The 24,445-nt window shown below is 53.4% G+C and carries 20 protein-coding genes and 1 other annotated feature; of the genes, 1 reads left to right on the top strand and 19 read right to left on the bottom strand.

Annotation, left to right across the window (positions count from 1 at the left end):
• Window positions 1-264: 264 nt before the first annotated feature.
• The 8 genes from HP435_RS09635 to HP435_RS09600 form a co-directional block, all read right to left on the bottom strand.
• The gene (locus HP435_RS09635) at window positions 265-1,554 is read right to left on the bottom strand and encodes a hypothetical protein (protein ID WP_173598627.1); all 1,290 of its coding nucleotides are present in this window, start codon (window positions 1,552-1,554) and stop codon (window positions 265-267) included.
• Window positions 1,555-1,698: 144 nt separating this feature from the next.
• Window positions 1,699-2,700, bottom strand: coding sequence for a ketoacyl-ACP synthase III (locus HP435_RS09630; protein WP_173598628.1), 1,002 nt, complete (start codon window positions 2,698-2,700; stop codon window positions 1,699-1,701).
• Between the two features lie 135 nt (window positions 2,701-2,835).
• Window positions 2,836-4,218 (bottom strand): UDP-N-acetylmuramate--L-alanine ligase, encoded by a 1,383-nt coding sequence (gene murC / locus HP435_RS09625; RefSeq protein WP_122964240.1) that lies wholly within the window; start codon window positions 4,216-4,218, stop codon window positions 2,836-2,838.
• A 1-nt stretch (window position 4,219) separates the two neighbouring features.
• Complete coding sequence (locus HP435_RS09620) at window positions 4,220-5,593, bottom strand: bifunctional folylpolyglutamate synthase/dihydrofolate synthase (protein WP_063230161.1); 1,374 nt, start codon at window positions 5,591-5,593, stop codon at window positions 4,220-4,222.
• A gap of 43 nt (window positions 5,594-5,636) precedes the next feature.
• Window positions 5,637-8,309 (bottom strand): valine--tRNA ligase, encoded by a 2,673-nt coding sequence (locus HP435_RS09615; protein ID WP_173597477.1) that lies wholly within the window; start codon window positions 8,307-8,309, stop codon window positions 5,637-5,639.
• Between the two features lie 40 nt (window positions 8,310-8,349).
• Window positions 8,350-8,596 (bottom strand) — a binding site (T-box leader).
• Between the two features lie 33 nt (window positions 8,597-8,629).
• Window positions 8,630-8,980, bottom strand: coding sequence for an STAS domain-containing protein (locus HP435_RS09610; protein WP_063230159.1), 351 nt, complete (start codon window positions 8,978-8,980; stop codon window positions 8,630-8,632).
• A 105-nt stretch (window positions 8,981-9,085) separates the two neighbouring features.
• On the bottom strand, window positions 9,086-10,330 hold the full coding sequence (locus HP435_RS09605; protein ID WP_122964243.1) for an ATP-binding protein: 1,245 nt from the start codon (window positions 10,328-10,330) through the stop codon (window positions 9,086-9,088).
• A 15-nt stretch (window positions 10,331-10,345) separates the two neighbouring features.
• Window positions 10,346-12,160: a PP2C family protein-serine/threonine phosphatase gene (locus tag HP435_RS09600; protein WP_229049888.1), complete on the bottom strand. Its 1,815-nt coding sequence runs from the start codon at window positions 12,158-12,160 to the stop codon at window positions 10,346-10,348.
• A gap of 176 nt (window positions 12,161-12,336) precedes the next feature.
• Here HP435_RS09600 and HP435_RS09595 point away from each other — a divergent pair, with 176 nt between their 5' ends.
• On the top strand, window positions 12,337-12,522 hold the full coding sequence (locus HP435_RS09595; RefSeq protein WP_063230156.1) for a hypothetical protein: 186 nt from the start codon (window positions 12,337-12,339) through the stop codon (window positions 12,520-12,522).
• A gap of 40 nt (window positions 12,523-12,562) precedes the next feature.
• Here the strand turns inward: HP435_RS09595 and HP435_RS09590 are convergent, their stop codons facing one another.
• From HP435_RS09590 to HP435_RS09540, 11 genes are all read right to left on the bottom strand, one after another.
• The gene (locus HP435_RS09590; protein ID WP_173598629.1) at window positions 12,563-13,558 is read right to left on the bottom strand and encodes a protein kinase family protein; all 996 of its coding nucleotides are present in this window, start codon (window positions 13,556-13,558) and stop codon (window positions 12,563-12,565) included.
• Window positions 13,545-14,543, bottom strand: coding sequence for a phosphotransferase (locus tag HP435_RS09585; RefSeq protein WP_122964245.1), 999 nt, complete (start codon window positions 14,541-14,543; stop codon window positions 13,545-13,547). Before HP435_RS09585 ends, HP435_RS09590 begins: the two co-directional genes overlap by 14 nt.
• Before the next feature lie 14 nt (window positions 14,544-14,557).
• The gene (locus tag HP435_RS09580; RefSeq protein ID WP_173597478.1) at window positions 14,558-16,024 is read right to left on the bottom strand and encodes a LysM peptidoglycan-binding domain-containing protein; all 1,467 of its coding nucleotides are present in this window, start codon (window positions 16,022-16,024) and stop codon (window positions 14,558-14,560) included.
• A gap of 176 nt (window positions 16,025-16,200) precedes the next feature.
• On the bottom strand, window positions 16,201-17,610 hold the full coding sequence (hemY, locus tag HP435_RS09575; protein WP_173597479.1) for a protoporphyrinogen oxidase: 1,410 nt from the start codon (window positions 17,608-17,610) through the stop codon (window positions 16,201-16,203).
• Between the two features lie 12 nt (window positions 17,611-17,622).
• Window positions 17,623-18,555, bottom strand: a complete 933-nt coding sequence (gene hemH / locus HP435_RS09570; RefSeq protein ID WP_122964248.1) for a ferrochelatase — start codon at window positions 18,553-18,555, stop codon at window positions 17,623-17,625.
• A 16-nt stretch (window positions 18,556-18,571) separates the two neighbouring features.
• Window positions 18,572-19,609, bottom strand: coding sequence for a uroporphyrinogen decarboxylase (hemE, locus tag HP435_RS09565; protein WP_122964249.1), 1,038 nt, complete (start codon window positions 19,607-19,609; stop codon window positions 18,572-18,574).
• 138 nt (window positions 19,610-19,747) lie between these two features.
• Window positions 19,748-20,596 carry a DUF4097 family beta strand repeat-containing protein gene (locus HP435_RS09560; RefSeq protein WP_122964250.1) on the bottom strand — a complete coding sequence of 283 codons (849 nt, stop codon included), beginning with the start codon at window positions 20,594-20,596 and terminating at the stop codon, window positions 19,748-19,750.
• A 1-nt stretch (window position 20,597) separates the two neighbouring features.
• Entirely contained in the window at window positions 20,598-21,149 is a 552-nt protein-coding gene (locus HP435_RS09555) for an HAAS signaling domain-containing protein (RefSeq protein ID WP_122964251.1), read from the bottom strand.
• A complete protein-coding gene (locus tag HP435_RS09550) occupies window positions 21,136-21,465 on the bottom strand; it encodes a PadR family transcriptional regulator (RefSeq protein ID WP_122964252.1) in 330 nt (109 codons plus the stop codon). Before HP435_RS09550 ends, HP435_RS09555 begins: the two co-directional genes overlap by 14 nt.
• A 111-nt stretch (window positions 21,466-21,576) precedes the next feature.
• A complete protein-coding gene (locus HP435_RS09545; protein WP_122964253.1) occupies window positions 21,577-23,451 on the bottom strand; it encodes a bifunctional metallophosphatase/5'-nucleotidase in 1,875 nt (624 codons plus the stop codon).
• Between the two features lie 66 nt (window positions 23,452-23,517).
• Window positions 23,518-24,330: an alpha/beta fold hydrolase gene (locus HP435_RS09540; protein ID WP_173597480.1), complete on the bottom strand. Its 813-nt coding sequence runs from the start codon at window positions 24,328-24,330 to the stop codon at window positions 23,518-23,520.
• Between the last annotated feature and the right edge of the window lie 115 nt (window positions 24,331-24,445).

Below are 24,445 nucleotides of genomic sequence, written 5' to 3'. Positions count from 1 at the left end.
AAGGCACCCAGGGACCGAGAATTTCCCCGACGATGCTGCCAAACAGTAGACCACTTACCAGTAGAAACACGAGTGTAAGCGTTTCTTTCCCCATTCCTTTTCCCAACTCCCTTTTTAGAAGGGATTCTCTTTTTGCCAACCATAAGTTTAGCAAATGGGAAGGGGTGAAACAATCCCTGATTGCTCTTGGTAGTTACTGTATAAAAAGAAAAGGCCTCCTGCAAGAAATCTTGCGAAAGCCTGATCGCCACCTCATCGTTTCTCTCAACGCGCCAATTGCACCCAGCTCGCGTAGTTTTCCAAATAACCGAGCACGCCCGCCTGCACTTGCCACGCATACGATTCGGCGCTTTCTCCTTTTTTTCCCGCACTCGCTTCCGCCATCTTGTCGCGGGCTGCCAGTGCCTGATTGATCCCGTTTACCATTCCTTCAAAAAGCGGCTTCCACGCAGTCTGCACCTGAATCAGTCGGCTGTCCTCCAAAAATTGGCGATGCCATTCTTTCAAATCGGCTGTTTCCTGCGGAGTGGCAGACAGCTGTCCCGACGTAATGATCATTCCCGATTGCGCCGAAAGCGTCTTGGCGAGCTTCACGCCGTTGTCAAAAAACGCCTGTACCTTCTGTCCTTCTGCATCAGCAGCAGATTTGCTCACCGGAACTGCTCCCTGAAAAGCGGGAAACGCAAATTCTTTGACGTATACATCCATTCCTTTGTTTTTCAAACTGCTGGCAAAGCCCAGTACGGCGTCTCTGGTGGGGGCAGCAGCAGCGAACATATACTGTTTGCCTCCGTCTGTATCTTTGTACAGCAGGTGCGGAATCCCCGCCTTGGCCAGCGGCTCCACTGCGGATTGCTTGGAGGCGTCCGGTTGGAAGACACCTGCCTGTGCGACGAACATGCTGATTTGCGGCACCTGTAACGAAACATCGCGCTGTTCGCCAGCAGGCGCATTCTCGCCAGACGTTTTTGCACCTGTACCTGCACCTGCCTCCTCAGACGAAGCAGGCGGCTTCTGCTCCCCGCTTGAATCGCTTTCGGTGTCTTGGGCTGTCAACGTTTGCACGGTATCGCTCAACACGCTTCCATACGATTGCGAAAATTGTTCCTGCGAAAAAATGTTCAGCACCAAAAATCCGAAAAGAAGTCCGATTGCGACAGCCCCGCCCGTCGTCAAAGCCGTGCGCCAGATCGGTGCCTTGGGCCAGAACGACAGGAGCCGTTTGGCAGGCGTGTGACTGTAGCTGCCGTATGTTTCTGTTGTTTCTGTAACCTCTTCCTGCCACGGGACCTCTTCCGATGACTCCACTGCGATTGGCGTCACATCCCTGCTCGTCTCCCGCTGGGCTGCGCCTCTGAGCTGCATCATTCGTTCCCAGGCGTCGTTTTCCTTTTTCTGTGGCGGAATCACGGTTGGACCCTGAATTTTCACGCGCGGCGTGTCGTCTTTTGGCGTACGTTTTGCGCTTGCTTCCTGCTTTTGTGTCTCGCGTTTTTCGTCCCAAAACCTTCCATTCATCTTGACGGTTACATGATTTTTCTTTTCTCCGTTCACGCTCATGCCCTCCCAGCTTGCAGGCTCTTTGTACTAGCTTACGTCTGGGCGGGACGGGTTATGACTATGATCTAGCAAATCTAGCAAATTCTCTAGCAGTTTAAAATCTAGCTCTTTCCAAAAAGCGGAAAAGCTGCTCGGCAGTTACGCCTTTTTCGGGTCCCAGGTCAGCAACAGCCCGGCGTGGACAAGCCCTCCGCCAAATCCGTACAGCAAAATTTTGTCTCCCGCCTTTACCTTGCCCTCCTGAATGCCAAGCCCGAGCGCCAGCGGAATGGTAGCCGCCGATGTATTGCCGTAATAGGACAGACTGTACAACGTTTTCTCGATCGGAAAGCCGCTGCGCTCGCAAATCGATTCGATCATGCGCAGATTGGCGCTGTGCGGAATGAACCAGTCCACCTCGTCCAGCGTGATTCCCGCGCGGTCAACGACGGCTTGCATGCCGACTGGCACTGTCGTGACTGCCCACTTGTACACTTCCCTGCCGTTTTGGACGATGCAGCCCCCGCCCGTCAGTTGTTTGCCATCCATGTTTGTCGACAGCCCGGAGCGGTACACGTGGATTCCACCATCTCCTTTGGAGCCTAAATAAGCTGCATGGAAACCGGGAGCCTCCTCGTCCGCCTCCACGAGGACAGCGCCTGCACCGTCGCCAAACAGGATGCAAGTCGTCCGGTCAGTGTAATCCGTCACTTTGGTCAATGTTTCGGCAGCTACTACCAGCACTTTGCGATGCAGTCCGGAGCTGATCATGGCATTCGCTGTGTGCAGTGCATAAGTAAAGCCTGCGCACGTAGCGGCAAGATCCATGGCCCCCGCCTGTGCGATGCCAAAATGAGCCTGGATTTGGCTCGCCACGCTGGGGAACGGATAGTCCGGGGTGCTGGTCGCAACCAGAATCAGATCGACGTCCGTCAGCTCTTTTTGATAGGTGTCCGCCATATTTTGCACAGCGGCGATCGCCAAGTCGCTCGTAAATTCATCGTCTGCCGCCATTCGCCGCTCATGTATTCCGGTGCGCTGCAAAATCCACTCGTCCGAAGTCTCGACCATTTTTTCCAGATCGGCATTGCGAAGCACACGGCTTGGCACATAAGTTCCAATCGCTGTGAGACGGGATGGTACAACACTTATGTTCATCATATCGATCATCACCTCGGTTTATTATAATCACATCATAACACTAGATATTATTATCTGGTACTAATTTTTATGTTTTTGTCCACAAAAAAAAGACCTGGCTCTTTGCGAAACCAGGTCTTTCACTGCGTATGCTTCTTATTTTTCCAGCTTTTCCGCCAACCAGTAGGCAGACTTCCAAATATCTCCCGCTCCCATGGTCAGCACCAGGTCACCTGCTTGCAATTCCTTGAACAGTTTTTCCTGCATCTGTTCCTTGGTCGGAATGTATTGCGCGCGCGGATGGCTGTTGGTCCTGATTTTTTGGACGAGCACCTCGGAAGTTACCCCTTCGATTTTGGCTTCTCCGGCCGGAGAGTAGATGTCTGTGACGATTACTTCATCAGCCTGGGCAAAAGCGCGACTGAACTCATCCATGAGGAAATACGTTCTCGTGTAGCGCTGCGGCTGGAACACCGCAATGACCCGACGCCCGGATGCTTTCGCCCCATTCAGTGTCGCGATGATCTCTGTCGGATGGTGCGCATAGTCATCGACTACCAAAATGTCGCGCGCTTCCCCGATGATCTGGAACCGCCGCTTCGCCCCGCGAAAAGATGTCAAAGCTCCTGCGATCTGCTCAAACGAAAGCCCGGCGTCCAGGCAGACGATGATGGCAGCGAGCGCATTGGCGATATTGTGTTTGCCCGGTACGGTAAGCGAGAGTGTGCCGAGCAGCTTTTCCTGGTGGTACACCTGGCATGTGCTGCAGCGATCTCCGCACTCGATTGCCTCGGCACGAAACTCGGCTTGCGTTGCAAACGACGGATCAATTGCATACGTTACCACTGTACCTGCAACGGAAGGCAGCACCTCGCGCACATGCGCGTCGTCGATGCACAAAATGGCTTTGCCGCCCGGCTTGAGATGGCTCAAAAACTGGACGTACGCCTTTTTCAAGTTGTTGAAATCGCCACCGAAGTGCTCCAGGTGATCCGGTTCGATGCTGGTCACAATCTCGTACATCGGTCGGTATTCCAGAAAAGAACCGTCGCTTTCATCCGCTTCCGCAATGACAAAATCACTCGTGCCAGCCTTGGCATTCGTGCCTGCGTTCATCAGCTCGCCGCCGATAATAAAGGTCGGATCGACGCCACACTCTTCCAGTACATGCGAAATCATGGACGTCGTAGTCGTTTTCCCGTGCGCGCCTGCAACAGCTACGCCTGTTCGTTCATTTAAAATCTGGGCAAGCATTTGGGAGCGGTGCATGACCGGAATCCCCAGCGCTTCCGCAGCGACTACCTCCGGATTGTCCGGGGATATGCTGGTAGAGTAAACAATACTGTCTGCTCCCTCTACATGGGCAGCATTGTGGCCAATATGAACGACCGCCCCTCTCGCTTCCAGCTTCTTCGCCAAATCGTTCATGGCGACATCGGAGCCGGTTACCTTGTATCCAAGGTCGATCAAGACGCGGGCAATGGCACTCATGCCATATCCGCCGATGCCCACAAAGTGGACGTGCCTAGCCTGATCCACCCTATTCACCTGCCTCTTCTACTGTAGTGGGAAAGAATGCGCGCACTTGGGCGATGAAGTAGAGCGAACCGCAGACGACCAGCCAGTCATCCGCTTTCGCTGATTGCTTCTCCCGCATCCAAGAAAGGAGAAACGTTTGCCAGTCCGGGACGGCTTCGAGGTTTTCCTCTGACCATCCACCTTGCAAAAACGCCTCGCGCAGCGTGCTTGCATCTGCTGCACGCGGAAAGTCAAATTCCGTTACGTATAAGGATCGGATTCGCTCCTTGAGGGGAGCGAGTGCTTTGGCCATCTCGGATAGCGGTTTATCCGCCAAGCCGGAAAAGAGCAGGTGCAGACCCGCAGCGTTCGGCAAAAGCCGCTCCAGACTTTTGGCCAGCGCTTCCATTCCCTCCTGATTGTGCGCCCCGTCCAAGATCACAAGCGGTCTTGGCGAGACGACTTCTAGACGACCAGGCCAGCGTGTTTGTTGCAAGCCGCGCGATATTTCTTCTTCTTCCAGCAAGAACGAAAAATAGTTGCGCAAGACATCAATGGTCATCAGAGCAATCGCTGCATTCGTCGTCTGGTGAATGCCGTTCATCGTCAAACGATAGGTAGATTCATCGCGCCGATGGATGCTGCCGTAGCGGAAACGCTGCTGTCCCAGTTCTTCTTCTACCTGTTCGGCAAAAAAATGCTCGCGCAGGCTGTACAGCGTGCTTCGCGTCTCGCGAGCCCGCTCCTTGAACACAGCGAGAATTTCCTCTCGTGTCTCGCCAGTGATAACAGGCACGCCCGGCTTGATGATGCCAGCTTTTTCACGGGCGATGTCCTGCAGCGTATCGCCCAAAACTTGTGTATGATCCATGCCGATATTCGTGATGACAGAAACGAGCGGCAGGACGACATTGGTCGAATCGAGCCGACCGCCAAGCCCTGTTTCCCATACAACGACAGCTGGTCGCGCCACTCTCGAAAAATAGAGAATGGCGATCAGCGTAATCACTTCAAATTCGGTAGGCGAGCCAAAATCCGTCTCCTGCTCGCAGCGCTCGCTCAAGACTTTCACTTCATTCACCAGCGAGAGCAGATCAGCCTCGCTGATCATGCTCCCGTTGTAGCGAATGCGCTCGCGGAAATCTAGCAAATACGGCGAAGTGAACGTCCCGACACTGTAACCCGCCTCCATCAGCATTTGCGTCAGGAATGCGCATGTCGAGCCTTTTCCGTTGGTGCCTGCCACATGAATAAACGGGATTCTCCGTTCCGGATGACCCAGTTGCTCAAGTACCCACTGCATTCTCTCAAGCCCCGGCCGCTGACCGAAGCGAAGCAGTCCATGCAGCCAGTCGAGCGCTTCTTTGTATTCAACAAATGATGCTTCTGCATGCATACTACAATGCTCCATTCTCAAAAATATGCGTTGGTACGGCGGATCATTCGCCTTTCAGTTCGGCAAGTCGCGCAATGACCTTATCGCGCTTCTCCATGTAGTCGGCCATCTTCGCCTTTTCCTCTTCCACTACTTTTTCCGGGGCTTTCGCCATGAAGCCAGCGTTGTTCAGCTTTTTCTCGATTCGCTCCACTTCACCATTCAAGGTAGCCACCTCTTTGTCGAGACGCTTCAGCTCCTGCTCGATGTCAATCAGCCCAGCAAGCGGCAAGAACAGCTCTGCTCCTGTCACAACCGCAGACATTGCCTTCTCCGGCGTCGCCAGGTCCTGACTGATCGTCAGCGTCTCCGGGTTGCAGAAACGCGCGATATACTCCTCGCCGCGAGCCAGACGCTCTGCCGAGATCGCATCGCTCGGCTTGATCATCAGTTCGATTTTCTTGGACATCGGCACGTTTACTTCCGCACGGATATTGCGCACGCTGCGGATAATTTCCATCAGCAAGTTCATTTCGCCCTCTGCCTCAGCGAAAATCCACTGCTCATTGACCGCAGGCCAAGGAGCTACGGTAATGCTCTCGCCTTGGTGCGGCAGCGCCTGCCAAATTTCCTCAGTGATGAATGGCATGAATGGGTGCAGCAGCTTGAGTGTTTGATCCAGCACGGTGACGAGTACCGATTGGGTCGTTTTCTTCGCTGCTTCGTCGTTTCCGTAGAGCGGCAGCTTCGCCATCTCGATGTACCAGTCGCACAGGTCATCCCAGATGAAGTTGTACAGCACGCGGCCCGCTTCGCCAAACTCAAATGCGTCGGACAGGCGCGTGACGTCAGCGATCGTCGCTTGCAGACGGGAGAGAATCCACTTGTCTGGCGTCGACAGCTCGCCGCTGAGATCTATATCGTCGTAAGTGAATCCGGTCAAGTTCATCAGGGCAAAACGCGAGGCGTTCCAAATCTTGTTCGCGAAGTTGCGGTTAGCCTCCACCTTTTCCCAGTAGAAGCGTTGGTCGTTCCCTGGCGAGTTTCCTGTAGCCAGTGTGAAACGCAGAGCGTCCGCGCCGTACTTTTCGATCACTTCCATCGGATCGACACCGTTTCCGAGCGACTTGGACATTTTGCGGCCTTCGGAGTCGCGGATAATGCCGTGAATCAGCACGGATTCAAACGGACTTTTTCCGGTAAATTCAAGACCGGAGAACATCATGCGCGCTACCCAGAAGAAAATGATGTCATATCCGGTAACCAGTACATTGGTCGGGTAGAAATACTTCATGTCCTCGGATTCTTCCGGCCAGCCGAGCGTGGAGAACGGCCACAGACCTGACGAGAACCACGTATCGAGAACGTCGTTGTCTTGCTCCAGCTTGTGGCTGTGGCAGCTCGGACATTCGCTTACATCGTCACGAGATACGACGGTTTCCCCGCAATCTGCGCAATACCAGGCAGGAATGCGGTGACCCCACCAGAGCTGGCGGGAAATGCACCAGTCGCGGATGTTTTCGATCCAGCGCAAGTAGTTCGTTTTGAAGCGCTCCGGAACGAACTTGACGCTTTCTTCGCTGTTGGAGTTGGCAAGCGCCAGGTCAGCCAATGGCTGCATTTTTACAAACCACTGGGTAGACAGGTACGGTTCCACGACAGCATCGCTGCGCTCACTGTGACCTACCTGGTGAATGTGCTCCTCTACCTTGAACATTACGCCTTGCTCTGTCAAATCTTTAATGATTTGCTTGCGGCACGCAAAACGGTCCAGACCTTTGTAAATGCCTGCCTGTTCGTTCATCGTTCCGGTTTCGTCCATGACGACGATTTGCGGCAACTGATGGCGAAGTCCCAGTTCAAAGTCGTTCGGATCGTGCGCAGGCGTGATTTTTACCGCGCCGGAACCGAACTCGGGATCGACATACGTGTCTGCTACGATCGGGATTTCCCGGCCGACAATCGGCAAAATGACCATTTTTCCGATCAAATGCTTGTAGCGCTCGTCTTCCGGATGGACAGCGACTGCCGTATCACCGAGCATCGTTTCCGGACGAGTGGTCGCTACTTCGATGTAGCCAGTACCGTCAGCCAGCGGATAACGCATGTGGTGAAGCGCGCCTTTTACTTCTTTGTAAATAACTTCGATATCGGACAGAGCCGTACGGGCAGCCGGGTCCCAGTTGATGATGCGGTTGCCGCGGTAGATCAGCCCTTTTTCGTACAGACGGACGAATACTTCGCGCACCGCTTTGGACAAGCCTTCATCCATCGTGAAACGCTCGCGGGAGTAATCCAGGGCAAGACCGAGCTTTTCCCACTGCTCGCGAATGTGCGAAGCGTAAATATGCTTCCATTCCCATACTTTTTCGATGAACTTGTCACGGCCGAGGTCGTGGCGGGAGATTCCTTCTTCGCGCAAAGTCGCTTCTACACGGGCTTGTGTGGCGATCCCTGCGTGGTCCATCCCTGGCAAAAACAGCGTGCTGTACCCTTGCATCCGTTTGGCGCGCGTGATGATATCTTGAAGCGTCGTATCAAGCGCGTGGCCCAAATGCAGCTTGCCTGTTACGTTCGGAGGCGGGATGACGATCGTGAACGGACGCTTCGCCGGGTCGCGTTCCGCCTTGAAAAACTGCTTTTCGATCCAGTACGGATACCATTTGCTCTCTGCTGCCTTCGGATCGTAGTTCTTCGGCAGCAATTGGTCGATGTCGGTTGTTGGCTGATTTGACATAGTTAGGTCCTCCTCTAGAAAAAATAAAAAAACCCTTCATCCAAAGGACGAAAGGATTTCATTTCGCGGTACCACCTTTGTTAACAGACGACAGGCAAAACTGCCCATCGCAAGTTCCCTCAAACAAGATAACGGCTGCGAACCGCTTTCGGCTAGACACATCGTGTTCACCAAAAACAACTCCCGGGCGACCTTCAGTCCATTGTCTCCTTAGAGAATCTTCCAGCAACTGATTCTCCTCTCTGTAAAAGGGCTCCTGACCTACTCTTCCCGATCATCATTGATACGATATGTAGTTGTGGGATCATTGCCTTTGCTTATTATATACAATCACGCTGTTTGGCGTCAAACCCGGTTTCGCCTACTTTTCCGACCGTAATGCCCAGCGCCTCGGTAAAGCCCAGTACACTTAAAATGTCCAAAATTTCTTCCCGGACATTGACAATCTCTACCTGTTTGCCAGAGGCAAGCAATTCTTTCGTTGTGAAATACAGACTGCCAATACCGGAAGAATCTACAAAGGATACACCATGAAAATCGACAGTCACGGAATGGTTTCGCCCTCCGTATTGCTGGAGCAGTTCACCCACTCGATCTCCCACCGCCATGTCCAGCTCTCCAGCGAAAAACAGCGTCGCCTGTCCGTTCGTCTCTGTTGCTCGGTAGTCCATGCTCAAACTCCTCTCAATAGGTATCGGTACACCTGATTCTTTTCTCTCTCTCATGTTACCCGGTTCACTCCACTTGCAAACATTTGGTATTTTCCCCAATGTTCATCAGCTTGGCAACGCACTCTCCAAAATAAGCTTGGTCCCTTGTGCTGTGCTGCTCAAATAAATGCGATCGCAGTATTGCAGCATGACATGAAAGCCCGCACCGAGGGAGTTTCGCGTCGAAAATCCTTGCTGCAACGTCGCTCGCGGCAAGTCCTCCAGCAAAATCCCCTGCCCCTGGTCGTGAATGACAACCCGGCAAAGTCCCAGATCGTTTGCTATGTACAAAGTAATCGTTCCACCGCTTCCATGCTTGAGTGTATTCGAAGCCGCTTCGTTAACCGCCACCAAAAATTGCAGCAATCGGTTGGCAACAAGCCCCAACGGCTCAAGAGCACGCTTGAACGCTCGCCTGAGCAAAGCCAGATCGCCTGGCTCCTTGATGTCCATCGCCAGCGATTTCCGGCCCTCCCGCAGCAAAAAAAACAGCTCTTCGTCGCTTAGCAGCAGCAGCTTTCCGGCGGTAACCACCCCTAAAATATCGCGGTAAATCTCCCATTCGCGCCGCTTTCTCATCCGTTCTTCCGCGATAGCTGCCGTGACATCGATCAGGGCAATCCCACAGGTACGGTCCGGGAGATCGGAAACATACATCTCGAATACTTTTTTCCCGTCGCCGCTGACGATCTGCTCCCGCAGCGATTCGCCTGCGCCACGAACAGCCGCTTCGTTGATCAGACGCTGCATCTGTGTCTCGACATCCGGATCTGCCCGACTCGATCCAAGCGGGCGGATGTTTCCGTCATCAAAAAGGTAGAGGAAGATCGATTCGATTTGCCGCAGGATCGACAGCTTTTGCAGCTCCTGTTTAATCAGCCGTCCTCGCTCGTCGTCGCGATCTTTCCAATTAGTTAATACGTCTGTAGGGTCCAATTCGCCACGCAAATGCCAGGTGTGAAATTCTTCCAGAAGCAATCGCTCCAGAACTTCTTCTTTGCGCAAAACCTTCTCGATATCAACGACATAGTAAGGAACACCGTTGATTCCCTGTAGCCCGCTGCCGATAATGCGAAAATCGAAAGCGAGCTCGACCTCCATGCGTCCATGCAATTGTTTGGACGGACTAAGCAGGCCGATAGCTGTCCGGCTGACTGCTATCAATTGCGCTTGACTTGTTTCCATTGTCGCAAGCTCCGTCACTTTTACCTTGCGCGGCGGCAGCACTTTTTGGGCGGACCCGCCAGAACGGAGCTCCAGAAGACAGTTGCGACAAGAGGGATTGTCCGGACACTGTTCACACAGAATCACCGTTCATCCTCCTATTCACGGGCGCTTCAGCTCGGGTACTCCCAACAGTACAGGAGTTTCCTTTCCTCTCTGTCCAGCAGAAGAGCCGGACTGAAACTGCAAAATCAAAACGGATATGTCGTCGGTTTGCTGGCCTTGGCGCATCATCGCCCACAGGTACGATTCCACACGCTCAATCGTCTCTTCACTGCCCGGCTCGTGCTCGTCCAAAAGAACAGCAAGTTCTTCGAGCAAACCGTGAGAGCTTCGCAGCACATCTTTTCTTCCCGTATCCAATAATCCATCTGTGTATAGTAGTAGTATACCCTCTTCTTTCAAGGGTACTTCCTCAAGCTGATAGGTGCTATCCGCCAAAAGCCCTAGTCCTACGCCCCCGTTGCAGCGCAGAACCGCTTTTTTCGTCGCCGACAAATAGAGCGGCTGCGGATGGCCTGCCCTGGCAAGCAAAATTTTGTGCTGGACAGAGTCGTAGACGGCGACCAGCATGGTAATGTACGAGCGCGTTTTGGCCAAATCGGTATACAGCAGCTGATTCAACCGCTGCAAAATGTCGTCCGGCGACGCGTTGTTTTGCAGCACCGCCCTTACGGCAATGCGAATGCCTGTCGCCCAAATGCTCGCAGGCAGACCGTGCCCGGATACGTCCGCTACAATAAAACAAGTGTAGCGTTCATCAATCGGGACAAAATCAATGTAATCTCCGCCTACGTAAGTGACCGGAACAAAAACGGTTCTGGCGCGCAATCCGTCCACCCGCCATTCCTCTTTCGGAATCAGCATGGACTGGATTCTGCGAGCCAAGCCCATCTCCAGCTCAAGCTCTTTCAGCTCTGACGACTGGTGCTCATGCAGGCAGCGCAAGATCAATCCCCGCACGGTCACGAGCAGCAGTTGGAAAAACGATTGCTCCAGCTCTTTTGTTTCCATATCGTACTCGTTGCATACAGTCTGAGCCAACAGCCTGACATAGCGGGGTGTCTTGGCGGTGTCCCACTGCTCCGAGACGACAATCCGCTCCTCGACAAAGTGCGCAGCGCCATGGTCGTCGCGTCTGCCCCGCTCCATGTGAAAATAAACATCCCCGTGCTCGGACTCCCAACTGATGCCAATGTAAGCAAGTGTTTTGATTTGATGAAACCAGACATCTACAAGCTCAGTCGTTATGCGGTGAATGCTATCGTAATGGACGTCGCTCACGCTGATTTTGTTGCTCGCAATCAGCAATTCCTCGTAATTTTGCTTGAGTTCCTCAACGAGAGACAGCTGATTGTTCATCCACTTCGTATGGGCGAGTTGCTGGGTAAGCCTCGATTCCAGAGAGCTGACCGACGATAGCGTCTCCGACATGAGATGCTGGTTGTCCCTATTGTTTAAGTATGTCCGAACGCTCGTATAGCCAACAGCTATAGCCAACCCTACTTTAGCATAAAACGGCATTTCCGGCAGCGCAAGCAAGGAAGCGGTGATGACCAGAAGAATCACCTGCACGATGCCTGTGTGCTGCCTTGTGCTCATTTGCCAGTCCATTAAAAGCTGGGCACCCTTGATTTGCGTTTTCGCGCGCAGCGGTCTGTGCGTCAAAAGCAAAAAGAGCAAGGAAACGATGCCCGCCAGATAAGTCCCTGAACAAAACGGCACCCCTAGCCCGTGACCGATCCAGGCGAAAGCAAGAACGAGCAAACTGCCAAGTCCCCAGGCAATCAGTCCGATCCCTTGCAAAAAAGAAATGTCAAACCATCTATGCGGTTGCCGCTGCAAGCCGCAGGATAAGAAAATCAAATACACACCTATACCTATCCCTGACAAGTAGAGTGCTATTTTCCAGATCATTCGCTCACCTTTACACGTTCGTCCTAGCCTTCCTGCCCTATACGTTCCCGTTTCCTCCCATTCTCAAACCCATATGTTCAAATATACGTAAACAAGAAAGAAATCTCGTTTTTTCGCTGCGGAAATCTAGGCACTGACCCAGCCCACCTCGCATATGCTGAAATGAGGTGATAACGATGATGAATTTTCGCTGGAAGTACAACCCTACCTACCTGCGAATCAAATATGGATGCAAGCAAGTGTTGATTCCCTTGATGATTTTTCAGTTCATCCGCACCGTCCTGTTTCCCACCTCGTTTGACGTGATCCTTCTCGGCCTGCTCGCCCTTTTGTACGTGGCGATCGTGCTGGAGTGGCTGTAAATGCAAAAAGCAACGCCCCACCTTTGTGAGACGTTGCTCGTCAAAAAGCTTGCTGGACCCAACGGTGCAACCGCATCAGACGGTCCATATCTTTTTCCAGGCGCTTCACCGCGTACAGCTCACTCCAATCTTTGCGATTGTGGTAATAGACGTCGATGTCCCTCATGATTCGTTCCGGGTACGACAGGAACGCTGCCAACAGCTCGATTTCTTCCGGTCGCAAGGGAAAAATGGCTGCGTAGCGATGGTACAGCTGGGAGGCGCCTGCTTCATCTCCCGCCAGTTGGAAATACGTCCGGTAAAACAGGGTGAGGTCGCGCACAGGCGTGTCAAAGCTGGCTCGATCAAAATTGAGCAGCTTTCCCTTCCCCGAGCGATCCGGCACGATATGCGCGGGGTGCGGATAGCCGTGAATCAGCGACAGGCGAAAATGCGCGTGTGTCTCATGCCGTTCTTTCCAGTCGGTCAAAAGGTCAGTGGCTGTCTGGCTCATCTCCGTCACAAACGCTTTGTTTGCCAAAAAGACGAGGTCGAACGGAGAAGGATACTGCCGCCCTCCCGCCACTTCCGCCGCCTTTTCCATCTGGCCTTGCCAATACTGCCAGCGATTCAGCAGCGAGTCGATCAGCGGCTCTACCTGTCGCGGATCGTCGAAGCGATAGTTTTGCGTCAGATGATGAAGCTCGGCCAGCCGCTCGATGGCTGGAGTTGCCCACGCCAGCGGCTGCTCTGTCCACTCCTCGCTCACCGGCTGCCAGGGCGTCACATAGTACACCGCATCCCCCAGCACAATAAACGGGTCATCGAATTTCGTATACGTAAAAGGAACCGCCCCATCCCAGCCTCGCTGCTGCAGCTGGCGCAGCATGTCGCTTACGAAAACGAGCCGCTTGGCAGACACGTTCGCCCGCTTGCAGACGTAAGAGCCGTAGGGAGTCGTCGCCTTGAATACGTTTGGTTCTTTTAGAAGATCGATGCTCTGCGCGTACATATCGTACTCTTGAAACAACGGATAAACATCGTCATATCGGCTCATCTACTCCCTCCCTCCTCGTCTGCTCAGCCCGGTACGCAATGTGCTGAAGCAACTGGTCTACCGACTCTTGAATGCGCAGCGCCTGCTCGATCGCTTTTACCGATGCTTCTTCCCTGTTCGCAATCCGTCTGGTGTAGGCTTCCATGCTTTTGTACACTTCGCGAGGACGAGCCATAAAAGCGAGCATGACGGTGTAATCTCCGTAGGTGAGCGGCTTGACCTCCTCGTATCCGTCGAGAAAAGCGTCAATTTGCCCCAGATCTTTATGCGTCAAGTAATGATCCCGCAGAAAACTCGCCACGTCTCTTTGCTGAACGGACAAGGCTGGCCGGAAAAAGCCCCTCAGGTACAGCTCGCCTTTCACCATGCCCCAATTGTCCCGCAGCAGCTCCCGATGCGACACACTGACGGTTTCCGGCGTAATACTCGGATGAGTGAGCATGGCCGAAGAGCGCTCCATTCGCTGAAGCATCGGCTGCATCAACTCTGCTACCCATCTTTTTTCTCCCGGCTCGCGTCCGTGCTTGTTCCGAAACGCTTCTGCGAACGCCTTGGCCTTCGTCCATTTGGCATCTGCACCGATTTGCTCTTGCTTCAAGTAATCGATCCCCGACAAGATGGGACTTTCCTGTTGAGACAAGTGCATCATGCCAATGACTCGGCCACACCTGTAAGCCCATTCCGTCCCAGGCTCGCACGCTTCGATGTGCCGGGCGTGGTCGGTCATGGTGACGCCACGCTTGCCTACAACCAGAAACGGCTTGGTCTCTCGCGTACGTATGAACCTTTCCACTACGCGAAACCCCTGACGAGCCAATCGCTCGCGCCAGGCAAACGACCAGCGCATCACATCCACACGCGGCCAGACGTGGAGTTCCTTGGGGCCCCGGTTAGTCTCCAGTAAATAGCAGTCATCGAGCGGCGTGATTCGAATCACGCGCGCCCGATAATGCTGGCAAACTTCGGAGAGATCGATCTTATCCACGGTCCCCCACTCCTTTATTGCGGGATGTACAAAATTTGTCCCGCGACAACCTGTTCGGAAGCGAGCCTGTTCACTTCCACGATTTTGGACACTGGCAACGAATAGCGCTGGGAAATATGCTCCAGCGTCTCGTCACGCTGAATGATGCACATCTTCAACTGACTTGTGCTCTCTTCCTTGCGCCGCACGAACGAGGTGAGATTATGCATCGCCTCCATCGTCCCGGGACTCGCCCCCACTGAAGAGCCGTGGCGGGAGGTGCTGGACGAGGACTCCGCTTCGCTGGCTTGCGCTTCCTGTTTGGCGCGACTGGCTTGCGAAAAGATGGTGGTGATGTTGACATTGGCCTTCTCTTCGCGGGAAGCCTTGCCGGAAATGGCTACTTTCAGCTCTGTCTCTTCCACCACTTCTGGCTGCGCAATTACTGGCTCTGCTTCCTCTTCCTCGAGGTCGGCATGCACTTCTTGTACGGCATTCGCATCGTAGGCAGACTCGTCAGGCTCACTCGCTACCGGAGCGTAATCAATCTCGTTCTGTTCGTGGATGGCAAGCACAGGTTCATCCGCGTCATGCTGTTTTCTCTCCTGCTCGCGGGCCTGAACATCCTGATAGGCAAGCGCATCGTACGCAGGGGAGTCGTACTGAGCCTCAGCCTGACCGTGCGTTTCGTAAGCGGCAGGATCGGCCATCCACGCTTTTTGCGGCTCACTTTGCGCCACCTCCTGCACCTCGCCATAATGTTCCTGCACTTCCCCGTATTGCGACGGGATATCCTCAGGATCGCTGTAGGCAATCGCGGGAGCGTCGAAAACGGACGGCGATTCAGTCGAGTCATAAGAAGCTGGCAATGCCTGCCGTTCCAGTTCTGCTTCGAGCGCACTCAGCTTTTCCTCGATTTCGTCCAGAGAGGCAGGTGAAGCGTACTCCTGATACGATTCGTCCGTCGCATGGGCGTATTCCCAGGCTCTCGCTTCCTCTGCAGCCGGTTCCTGATCGGCTGACGCTGGCTGGGCAGCCTGTTGTTCGCCCAAAAGAATCCCCATGATTTTCAAATCTGCATCAATCAGCATTTGATGCGGAGATTCCAGCTTGTAATCAAAGCTGTCTACAATCGCGTAAATGTCGCCAATTTCCGCAATCCGGTCCAACGGAATCGTAATGTTCAACGGGATGCGATGGCCGATTTGCTCCTCCCAGCCGTACTGCACCTCTTCCGACGCTTCCTGACGAAACGGCGGAAAAGTTACTGCCTCAACCAGAGTTTCCGTTCCGCCGCTGTTCGCTTCTGCGGCCTCCCTGATCGGCTCGTATTTTCCTACCAATTGCAAGCAACCCGTGATCGAGACATACGAATCGTTTTCCAGAACCTCGACATCAGGCACCAGTTCCAGCTCTTGCAATTCGCCGATTCCGGCTCTATCGGATGAGAGGAAAATGGTCTCCTTGATGGCAAACGAAAGCAGCCCATCCTGTAACGCCATTCGTGCTCCTCCTTTTCGAAAACTTGGGCTCCGCCAAGCTTTTTTTTGGGCGATGCCTTTGATGCGCCAAGGTCGATACGAGTTGTACAGGCATCCGATCGACCGAGTGCAGGACATTTCCCTATACTATATGGACAGGACGAGCCGTTTAGCACCGAAAAAAGGAAAAACCGGGGTTAGCTCCCCGGTTGCACAGATGCGATCCATTCCAATATGGCTTTTTTTCCTTGGGCAATACAATCCGGCACACCTACACCGTCGTAGGATGCCCCTGCCACCATGACCCCCGGCAGGCTGGCTTTCAGCTTTTGTTTCACGTCCCGCACCCACGCCTGATGTCCGACTACATATGGAATCGCGTTTTGCAGACGGGTGACACTGTAAAACTCCGGCTCTTGACGGATGGTCATGATCTTGCGCAAATCGCGCAGCACAACTTCCAGAATCTCTTCGTCGGTCATCTGCATAAAGGCTTGCTCTGTCGCTCGCCCGACGAAGCTTCTCAAGAGCGCCTTGTTGTTCGGCACCATGTGCGGCCATTTCCGATGCGCCCACGTACACGCCGTAATCGTCGCACCGGAGTGGCGCGGCACGATGAAGCCTGTCCCTTCCATCCCCAGCTCGATCCCGCTCTCCGGAAAAGCCATGGCAATCGTCGCTACCATGTGCGGCTTGGCGTTCTCCAGTGTCGCAACATTGGCAAAAGGCCGCAGCAAAGGCTCCGAGACAGCGTGGGGTACGGTGAACAAAACGGCGTCCGTCTCAAGCAGCTGACCGTTTGTCAAAGCGAGCGCATACTTGCCGTCTGGCCGTTTTTCCAGCTTGGTGACCCCTGTGCCTTTCAGCAACACTTCACTAGGCAAGCTTTTTTCAATGCCTTCCACCAACGATTGCAATCCGTTCGCAAGCGTCAGGAAAATGCCTTTTGGCTTGCCAGGTGCTTTCGACTGCGGGCGCGAATGCTTCATCGCGAGAATCAGGCTGCGGTGCTGCTTTTCCATTTGCGCGAACTGCGGAAAGCTCGCCAGCAAGCTGAGGTGGTCGAGATCCCCGGAGTAGACGCCTGACAGAAGCGGAGAAATGAGGTTGTCGATCACTTCATCCCCCAGCCTGCGCCGGAAAAATTCGCCTACGGAAATATCCGCATCGCCTTTGGAGGCAGGCAAAATCAAGTCGGCTGCTGCGCGGATTTTGCCTGGCCACGAGATCAGGTCTGTCGTCACAAACGGCATCAGCTTGGTCGGCACTCCCATCACGGCGCCTTCCGGAATCGGCTGCAAGCGATTTTTGTGCCAAATGTAAGCCTGTCCGGTGCTGTTGCGCACCAGTTCATGCGCAAGCCCCAAATCGGCTGCCAGCTCGCCTGCGCTCGTTTTCCGCTCCAAAAACGAATCCGGTCCCAGCTCGATGACAAAGCCTTCGTGCCGCCACGTCTTGATCTTTCCGCCCAGGTGATCCTGCTGTTCGAGCAGCTGATAGGAAATCGGCAGCCCTTTTGCTTCGATCTCTTTTTGCAAGTAAAAAGCAGCGGTCAATCCGGTGATGCCGCCGCCAACAATCGTTACATGATAAGATTTCTCGCTCATGTGATCAATCCCCTAGTTCGCCAGCTTTTTCCCGATCGCATCAGCCAGACAGGAAATAAACGCAGGTCTGGCGTTAGGCATCGGAGGGCGATGGTAGTGAACACCCAGCTCTTCCGTTACTGCCTTGCATTCCATATCATTGTCAAACAACACTTCGAGGTGCTCGGCTACGAACCCGACCGGACAATAGACGAACGACTGGTAGCCGTGCTCTTTGTACAAATCTCTCGTCAAATCTTGAACGTCTGGCCCAAGCCACGGCTCTGGCGTGTTGCCCGCACTCTGCCAGCCGATAGCATAGCGGGAAATTCCGGCCTGCTCGGCAATCAGCTTGGCTGTATCCTCCAGTTGCTGCGGATAAGGATCGCCAGACTTCAAGATTTTTTCCGGGAGACTGTGGGCAGAGAAGATGACGACGGCTTGTCCGCGTTCTTCTTCCGGCATCGAGGCAAACGTACCCGCAATCGCTTTCGCCCAGTATTCAATGAAGCCCGGTTCCAAATACCAGCTCTCGATGCTCTCGATTTTCGGGCCCTGGATCGATTCGGAATGCTCCTGCGCTCTGCCGTTGTACTCTTTTACGCTGTAGCTGGAGTAATGCGGAGCGAGAACCAGACTTACCGCCTCTTCAATACCGTCTCGCTTCATCTGCTCGACAGCATCCTCGATGAACGGGGCAATATGCTTCAACCCCAAGTATCCGACAAACTCCCGATCGGGATAACGCTTGTTCAGTTCCGCAGTCAGCGCTCGCACCTGCTCGTCCGTAATATCCGCAAAACGGTTCAGCCCATCTACCGCCTCATAGCGGGCTCTCAAGTCGTCAAGCAGTTCTTGCGGCGGTTTGCGGCCGCGGCGAATGTGCGTGTAGTATGGTTCGATTTGCTCAGGGCTGCGCGGCGTTCCATACGCCATCAGCAAAAGCCCTGTTTTTGGCTTCGACATTTCCAACCCCTCCTGGTCACACGTCCCGTTTGTAGCTATGAATGAACGCGGTCAATTTTTGCAGCGTTTCTACCTTGGCGTCAGGGAATACACCGTGCCCCAGATTGAAAATGAAACCTGGCTGTTTTGTACCTTCGTCGAGAATCTCTTTCGCTTTTGCTTCGAGCTTCTCCCAAGGAGCAAGCAGCAGCGTCGGGTCGAGGTTGCCCTGGAGCGTTTTGGTCACACCCATATTGCGCGCTGTCGTGATGGAAGTGCGCCAGTCCAGACCGACGACATCCACAGGCAAGCGGTTCCAATCCAGCAAAAGATGACCCGCACCGATTCCGAAGTAGATGGTCGGCACTCCTGTTTCTTTCAGCGCTTGAAAAATCCGGGTCATGACAGGCGTTATGTACTCGCGATAATCTTCGTCGTTCAACGCGCCTACCCATGAGTCAAACACTTGAACCGCTTGCGCCCCGGCCTTGATTTGCGCCTTCAGGTACGTGATCGTCAAGTCGCCGAGCTTCTCCATCAGCGCCTGCCAAGCCGCTGGTTCCGTGTACATGAAAGCTTTGGTCTTGTGATAATGCTTGGAAGGGCCGCCCTCGATCATGTAGCTGGCAAGGGTGAACGGCGCTCCCGCAAAACCGATCAGCGGAACAGACAACTGCTCGCGCAACAGCTTGATCGATTCCAAAATATACGGCACGTGCGTTTCCGGCTCCAGGTCGAGCAGGCGCTGCACATCCGCCAATGACTCAATCGGATTGGCAATCACCGGGCCAATTCCCGACTCGATGTTCACGTCGACACCAATCGGTTTTAGCGGGGTCATGATGTCCGCGAACAAAATGGCGGCATCTACGCCCAACTGGTCTACAGGCAGGCGTGTCACTTCTGCGCACACTTCCGGTATGTAATTCATCTCAAAAAAGGTATACTTCGCGCGAATTGCGCGGTATTCGGGCTGGTATCGTCCCGCCTGGCGCATGTACCAGACAGGGACATGCTCTGTCGCCTCCCCGCGGCATGCTTTCAAAAACGTATCGTTAAATGGTTTTGAAGTCATGAATAATCCTCTCTTTGCACAATAATCTGTCCCATCAATATGATACCACTGGGCATTCGACAAGTAATGACTCTTTTGTGTCAAAATCTTTTCGTTTCGCGCTTTCCAATCCTATCCACCATTGTTGCCAAACTTCTTCTATTGAATGCGGATATCTCCCGTAGAAGTCTTGACATACACCTTCGGCCCCGCTGTTCCGAGCGTTCCTTTCATGTAATACCTGTCTTTTTCCTCGTAGGACATCCCTTGCCAGCCAGCCTCGATCGTTCCCGTATCTGTGGAAAGTTCCAGTTGCGCCTTTTCCGGCTGCTTTTCCACTTCCATCCGCACATCGCCCGTATCGGTCCGGATTGTCGTATTTTGCGTCAACTCAGGCAAAATCAGCTTGTCGATGTCTCCTGTGGCCGTATCGATCGTTACAGCGGCGCGGATTCCGGCAAGCTGCATATCCCCCGTGTCGGTCTGTATGTCCAGCCGCTCACCCGCGAAGCCGTTCAACTCCAAATCACCCGTGTGAGACGCGATGTCGGCTTTTCTCGCAGTCAACGCCCCGCTGGTGATATTGCCTGTGTCGGTTTTCAAGCGAATGCTCTCATACTGCTTTTCCGGCAACGTCACTTCCAGCTTCAAGTCGTCGTTGCCTATATAGAAAAGGCTCACGCGCAGCTTTTCCTGAACGTACACCACAAGCGTCCCGTCCGGCCTTACTTCGCTCGTAAATTGCAGGCGATCTTTTTGCATCTCGGCAACTTCTCCGACGAGCCGCACAGTCGCTTTCTCTACTTTTGCCGGAGTAATGACCAAATCTGCGGTTCCTGTGCTCACATCCACTGCCTTGAAATCTTGCTCAATCGTTTGCTGCTGCTCGACTTTTTTTAGCGAGAAGGCGAAATATTCTTGCTTGGAAAACAGCCAAACAAGCCCGCACACCCCGATGATAAACAGCAGAAAGCTGATGCCGAACAGCTTTTTTCCCCAATTTTTCATCTTATTTCCCCCTGATCATCTGCACGTTAAATTGCAGATACTTTAGGAACATGCTGTAAATCCACTTGGTGAAGCGCAGCAAGCCTACCGTGAGCATTCCTCCCAGTCCGACCGATACAAGGCTGCCAAACAAGAGCAAGAGCCGTTCCTGCGACGGTTCGGGATACCCGTATTCCATCAAAATGCCAAACGGTGCCACCAGAAGCGAGAAGGAGACGGCATAGCAGGCGATCAGCACGCCGATCAAGCCAAAAAACGGCCCGAGGACAAACAGCAGATTGAAAAAGCCCAGACTGATCGTGGCGAGAATGGCTCTGGACATATTGCTTACCGATGCGTTGGACTGCGCCTGATCAATCCGGTAGCCGGCCAAAAGCTCTCTGGCAATCGTTTTTGGGCTGCCCAGGCTTTCCGCAATTTCATGCTCACTTTTTCCTTGCTTGATCCCGATCAAAAAATGTTCGGTATAATCAGCCAGGATGTCCAGACGCTCTTTGTCAGGCAAATCGCCAAGCAACGCGCCCAGCTCATCCATAAACTCACGTCTTGTCATACCCCAGTCCCTCCTCTATCATTTCGTTGACCCCGCGGTTGAATATGCGCCACTCCAGCACGAGATCATTCATGTAGCGTCTTCCCTGCTCGGTCAGCCGATAATATTTTCGTGGCGGCCCTTCTTGCGATTCTGTCAGATAGGTTTCAAAAAAGCCCTCCAGGGTCAATCGGCGCAGCAAAGGGTAGACGGTCCCTTCCGCAATATGAAACTTCTCGGAGATGCTCGCGACCAGTTCATATCCGTATCTGTCGCGTTTGGCGGTCAACACGAGAACACACAGCTCCAGGACACCTTTTTTAAACTGTACGTTCATTGTCCATCACCCATGTCAAAGCTTACCAAATTGCTACTGTATATTGCAAGGTACTTTATGATAGAAAAGACAGGGAAGTGAACATCTTCCCTGTCTGATCCGTCACAACCTTTATTTTACTTCGACAATACGTCCTTCTACTTTCGGATTGACCACTTTGCGCTTCATCAATCCTTCTTCCACGATGCTGTACATGGACAAGCCTGTGTTGAAGAACGGCTTTTTAAAGGACTCGTAGCCATCGCCGCCAGCTGCCAGGAAGTCGATGGTCGCTACTTTGTAAGTTTTGGTCAGGTCAAGCGGCTTGTCGCCTACCTTCACTTCCAGGACGCGCTCGCCAACCGGTTTTGTCGGGTTGTAAGTAAAGCTCATGCCGCTGATTTGCGGGAAGCGTCCTGCTCCTGTGCCCACTTGGCTCACGCCGTTTTCCAGCGCCTGCTTCAGCTCTTCTCCCGTCACTTCCACAACAGACAGTGTGTTGTTTTCAAATGGGAGCAGCGTGTACAGGTTTTTCTTTGTAATGTCTCCAGCCGGAAGCTGTGTACGGATACCGCCGCCGTTTGCCAGCGCTACATCCGCTTCATGTCCTTTGATCGACTTCGTGCGCTCCAGCATGATATCGGTAATCAGGTTACCTACGTTAGTTTCCTTCGCGCGTACAAGCGTGCGGTCGCCGTCCAGCGGAACCTCGGATTTTGCAATGACCACATTCATGACGGAATCAATTTTCTTCACAATTTCCTGAACCATTTTGTCAACTTCCGGATCGGCAACGACAGTTTCATCGTATTCTTTCAAGCCGCCGCTGAATGCAACCAGCTCTTTGCCCAGGTAGTACAGGTCAGCGCGTCCCAAAGACTTGCCGTATTCCCAGTCCTGAACGATGTATGTGCCGTTGACCAGCTCAGGCTCTTTCAGTGGCGTATGGGAGTGGCCGCCGACGATCAGGTCGATGCCAGGAACATTTTTCGCGATTTCGCGGTCCACATCTACCCCGATATGGGAGACGACGATGACGTGATCGACTTCTTTTTTCAGTTGCGGCACAACTGCTTTTGCCACTTCAACCGGGTTCTTGAAGGTCAGACCCTTCACGTTGTCAGGGTGAGTCAAAACAGGAGTGTCTTCAGCCACAAAGCCGACAAACGCGAATTTTTTGCCGCCGATTTCAGCCTTGAAAGTTGGCAGCAACAGCTCTTTGCCATCCGCTTTGAACACGTTCGCGGAAATGACCGGATGTTCCAGCATGTCGCGCAGTTTCAGCAATTGCTCGTAGCCGAAGTCAAACTCGTGGTTGCCCGCTGCCATCACATTGTAGTCGAGGCTATTCAGGATTGGAACGACGGATTCGCCCTTGAACTGGTTGACGAATACGGTTCCTTGGAACGTATCACCTGCATCCAGCAAAAGGAAGTTGTTGTTTTCCGCACGCCATTCTTTCAGCAAGGTGGCGATTTTAGCGAAGCCAAATTCTTTTTGGCTTTTGTCTTCCTGAATGTGTCCGTGCGTATCGTTTGTGTGAGCGATGGTTACGTGTGTCGTCGCAGCGTCACCCAACGCCTGGAAAAACTCTCCGCGCGTCACGTTCGCCTTGTTTCCGAAAGTGACTTTGTAGCCCAGCTTTTCAGCCATTTGCGTCAGTTTTGCAGAAGTGACCACTTGAGTCGGATTTTTGAAGTCGTCCTGGGATACTGCCCCTTGGCCTTTTGCCCAGTCCAGGTAAGGAGTTGCCCAGTGCGCGCCTTTTGCTGCCGCACCGATTTGAGCGCCTTTGAGTTTGGAGAATACAACGGTTGCCTCAGCGAGCGTTACGGTACGATCCAGAGCCAGGTCGCCGTTTTGCCCTGCTGTTACGATCGCTTTTTTCACCATCCAGTCCACGTGTTTGACAGGATGCAGTGGAGCTGCGAGTGCGGAGGACGACAGCAACGATGCGAAGACAACCGATGCAAACGCCATCATGGTAATGCGACGTGCTTTTTTCATAGGAAATTCCCCTCTCATCTATGTATGCAAAAAGATAGGATAACGCTTCCATTATAGCAAAATTTGCTAGGCTGATGGTGCAGATTTGCTGTTTTTTCCGACAAAATCGGCTATGGCTTCTGACAGTTGCTCCGGCACTTCCAGCATCCCCATGTGTCCGGCATCAGGCAACAACCTATGAACCACATGACTTCGTTCCACAGTGAACGTTTTTTCTACCGGAATGATCTGGTCTTTTGCCCCTGCAACCAAAAGCACAGGCAGCGCTGTCTCTTGCAAAACGCGATTGCGGTCCGGGCGATCTCGCATCGCATAAAGCGTTTGAATCGCGCCAACCGGACTGGTGGCGAACCCGATGTCTTTTGCGGTTTGGACCTCTTGCGTGAGTGAAGCGACGTGATCAGGTGCAAACAGCTTGGGCACAAGCGCTTTGATAAACGGCTCCATCCCGTTTTCGCGAATGCTGTCGGCTCCTTTGTTGCGATTCGCCTTGGCCGCCTCGTCATCCGGGAACGGCGTGGAGTGAAGCAGCCCGAAGCTTGCCAGCTTGTCCGCGTGCTTTTCGGCAAAAGCGAGTGTCACATAGCCGCCGAGCGAATGGCCGAACAGATGGAATTTCGCAAGCCCTGTTGCTTCCGCCCAAAGCGCGATGTCCTCGGCAAACCGTTCCATGGAATAAGGCTCGTCCGGAGCAGCGCTGTGGCCGTGTCCCCGCAAATCAACAGCCAATACACGGTGAGTGCGGGACAACAACGGGATCAGCTTGTCCCAGTAGCGCGAGCTGCCGCAGAAGCCATGTAGCAAGACGACTGTTTCCCCTGCCCCCTCCTCTACATAGGCGAGCTTGACTCCGTTTGTCAGTTGAATTTCTTTTCGCATGTGCATCGCTCCTTGGTGATTGGTTCAGCCTGCCCGCGTGCCAGTTGCCAGCGCTGACTGCAACGCTTGAAAAAACAGCCTCCTCCAGGCCATCTGTTCCACTTCATTTACTAGA

The organism is Brevibacillus sp. HD3.3A, assembly GCF_013284375.2.
Taxonomy (GTDB): domain Bacteria; phylum Bacillota; class Bacilli; order Brevibacillales; family Brevibacillaceae; genus Brevibacillus; species Brevibacillus parabrevis.
The sequence above is the reverse complement of the archived record's forward strand: the minus strand, read 5'-3'. Positions and strand labels throughout refer to the sequence as shown.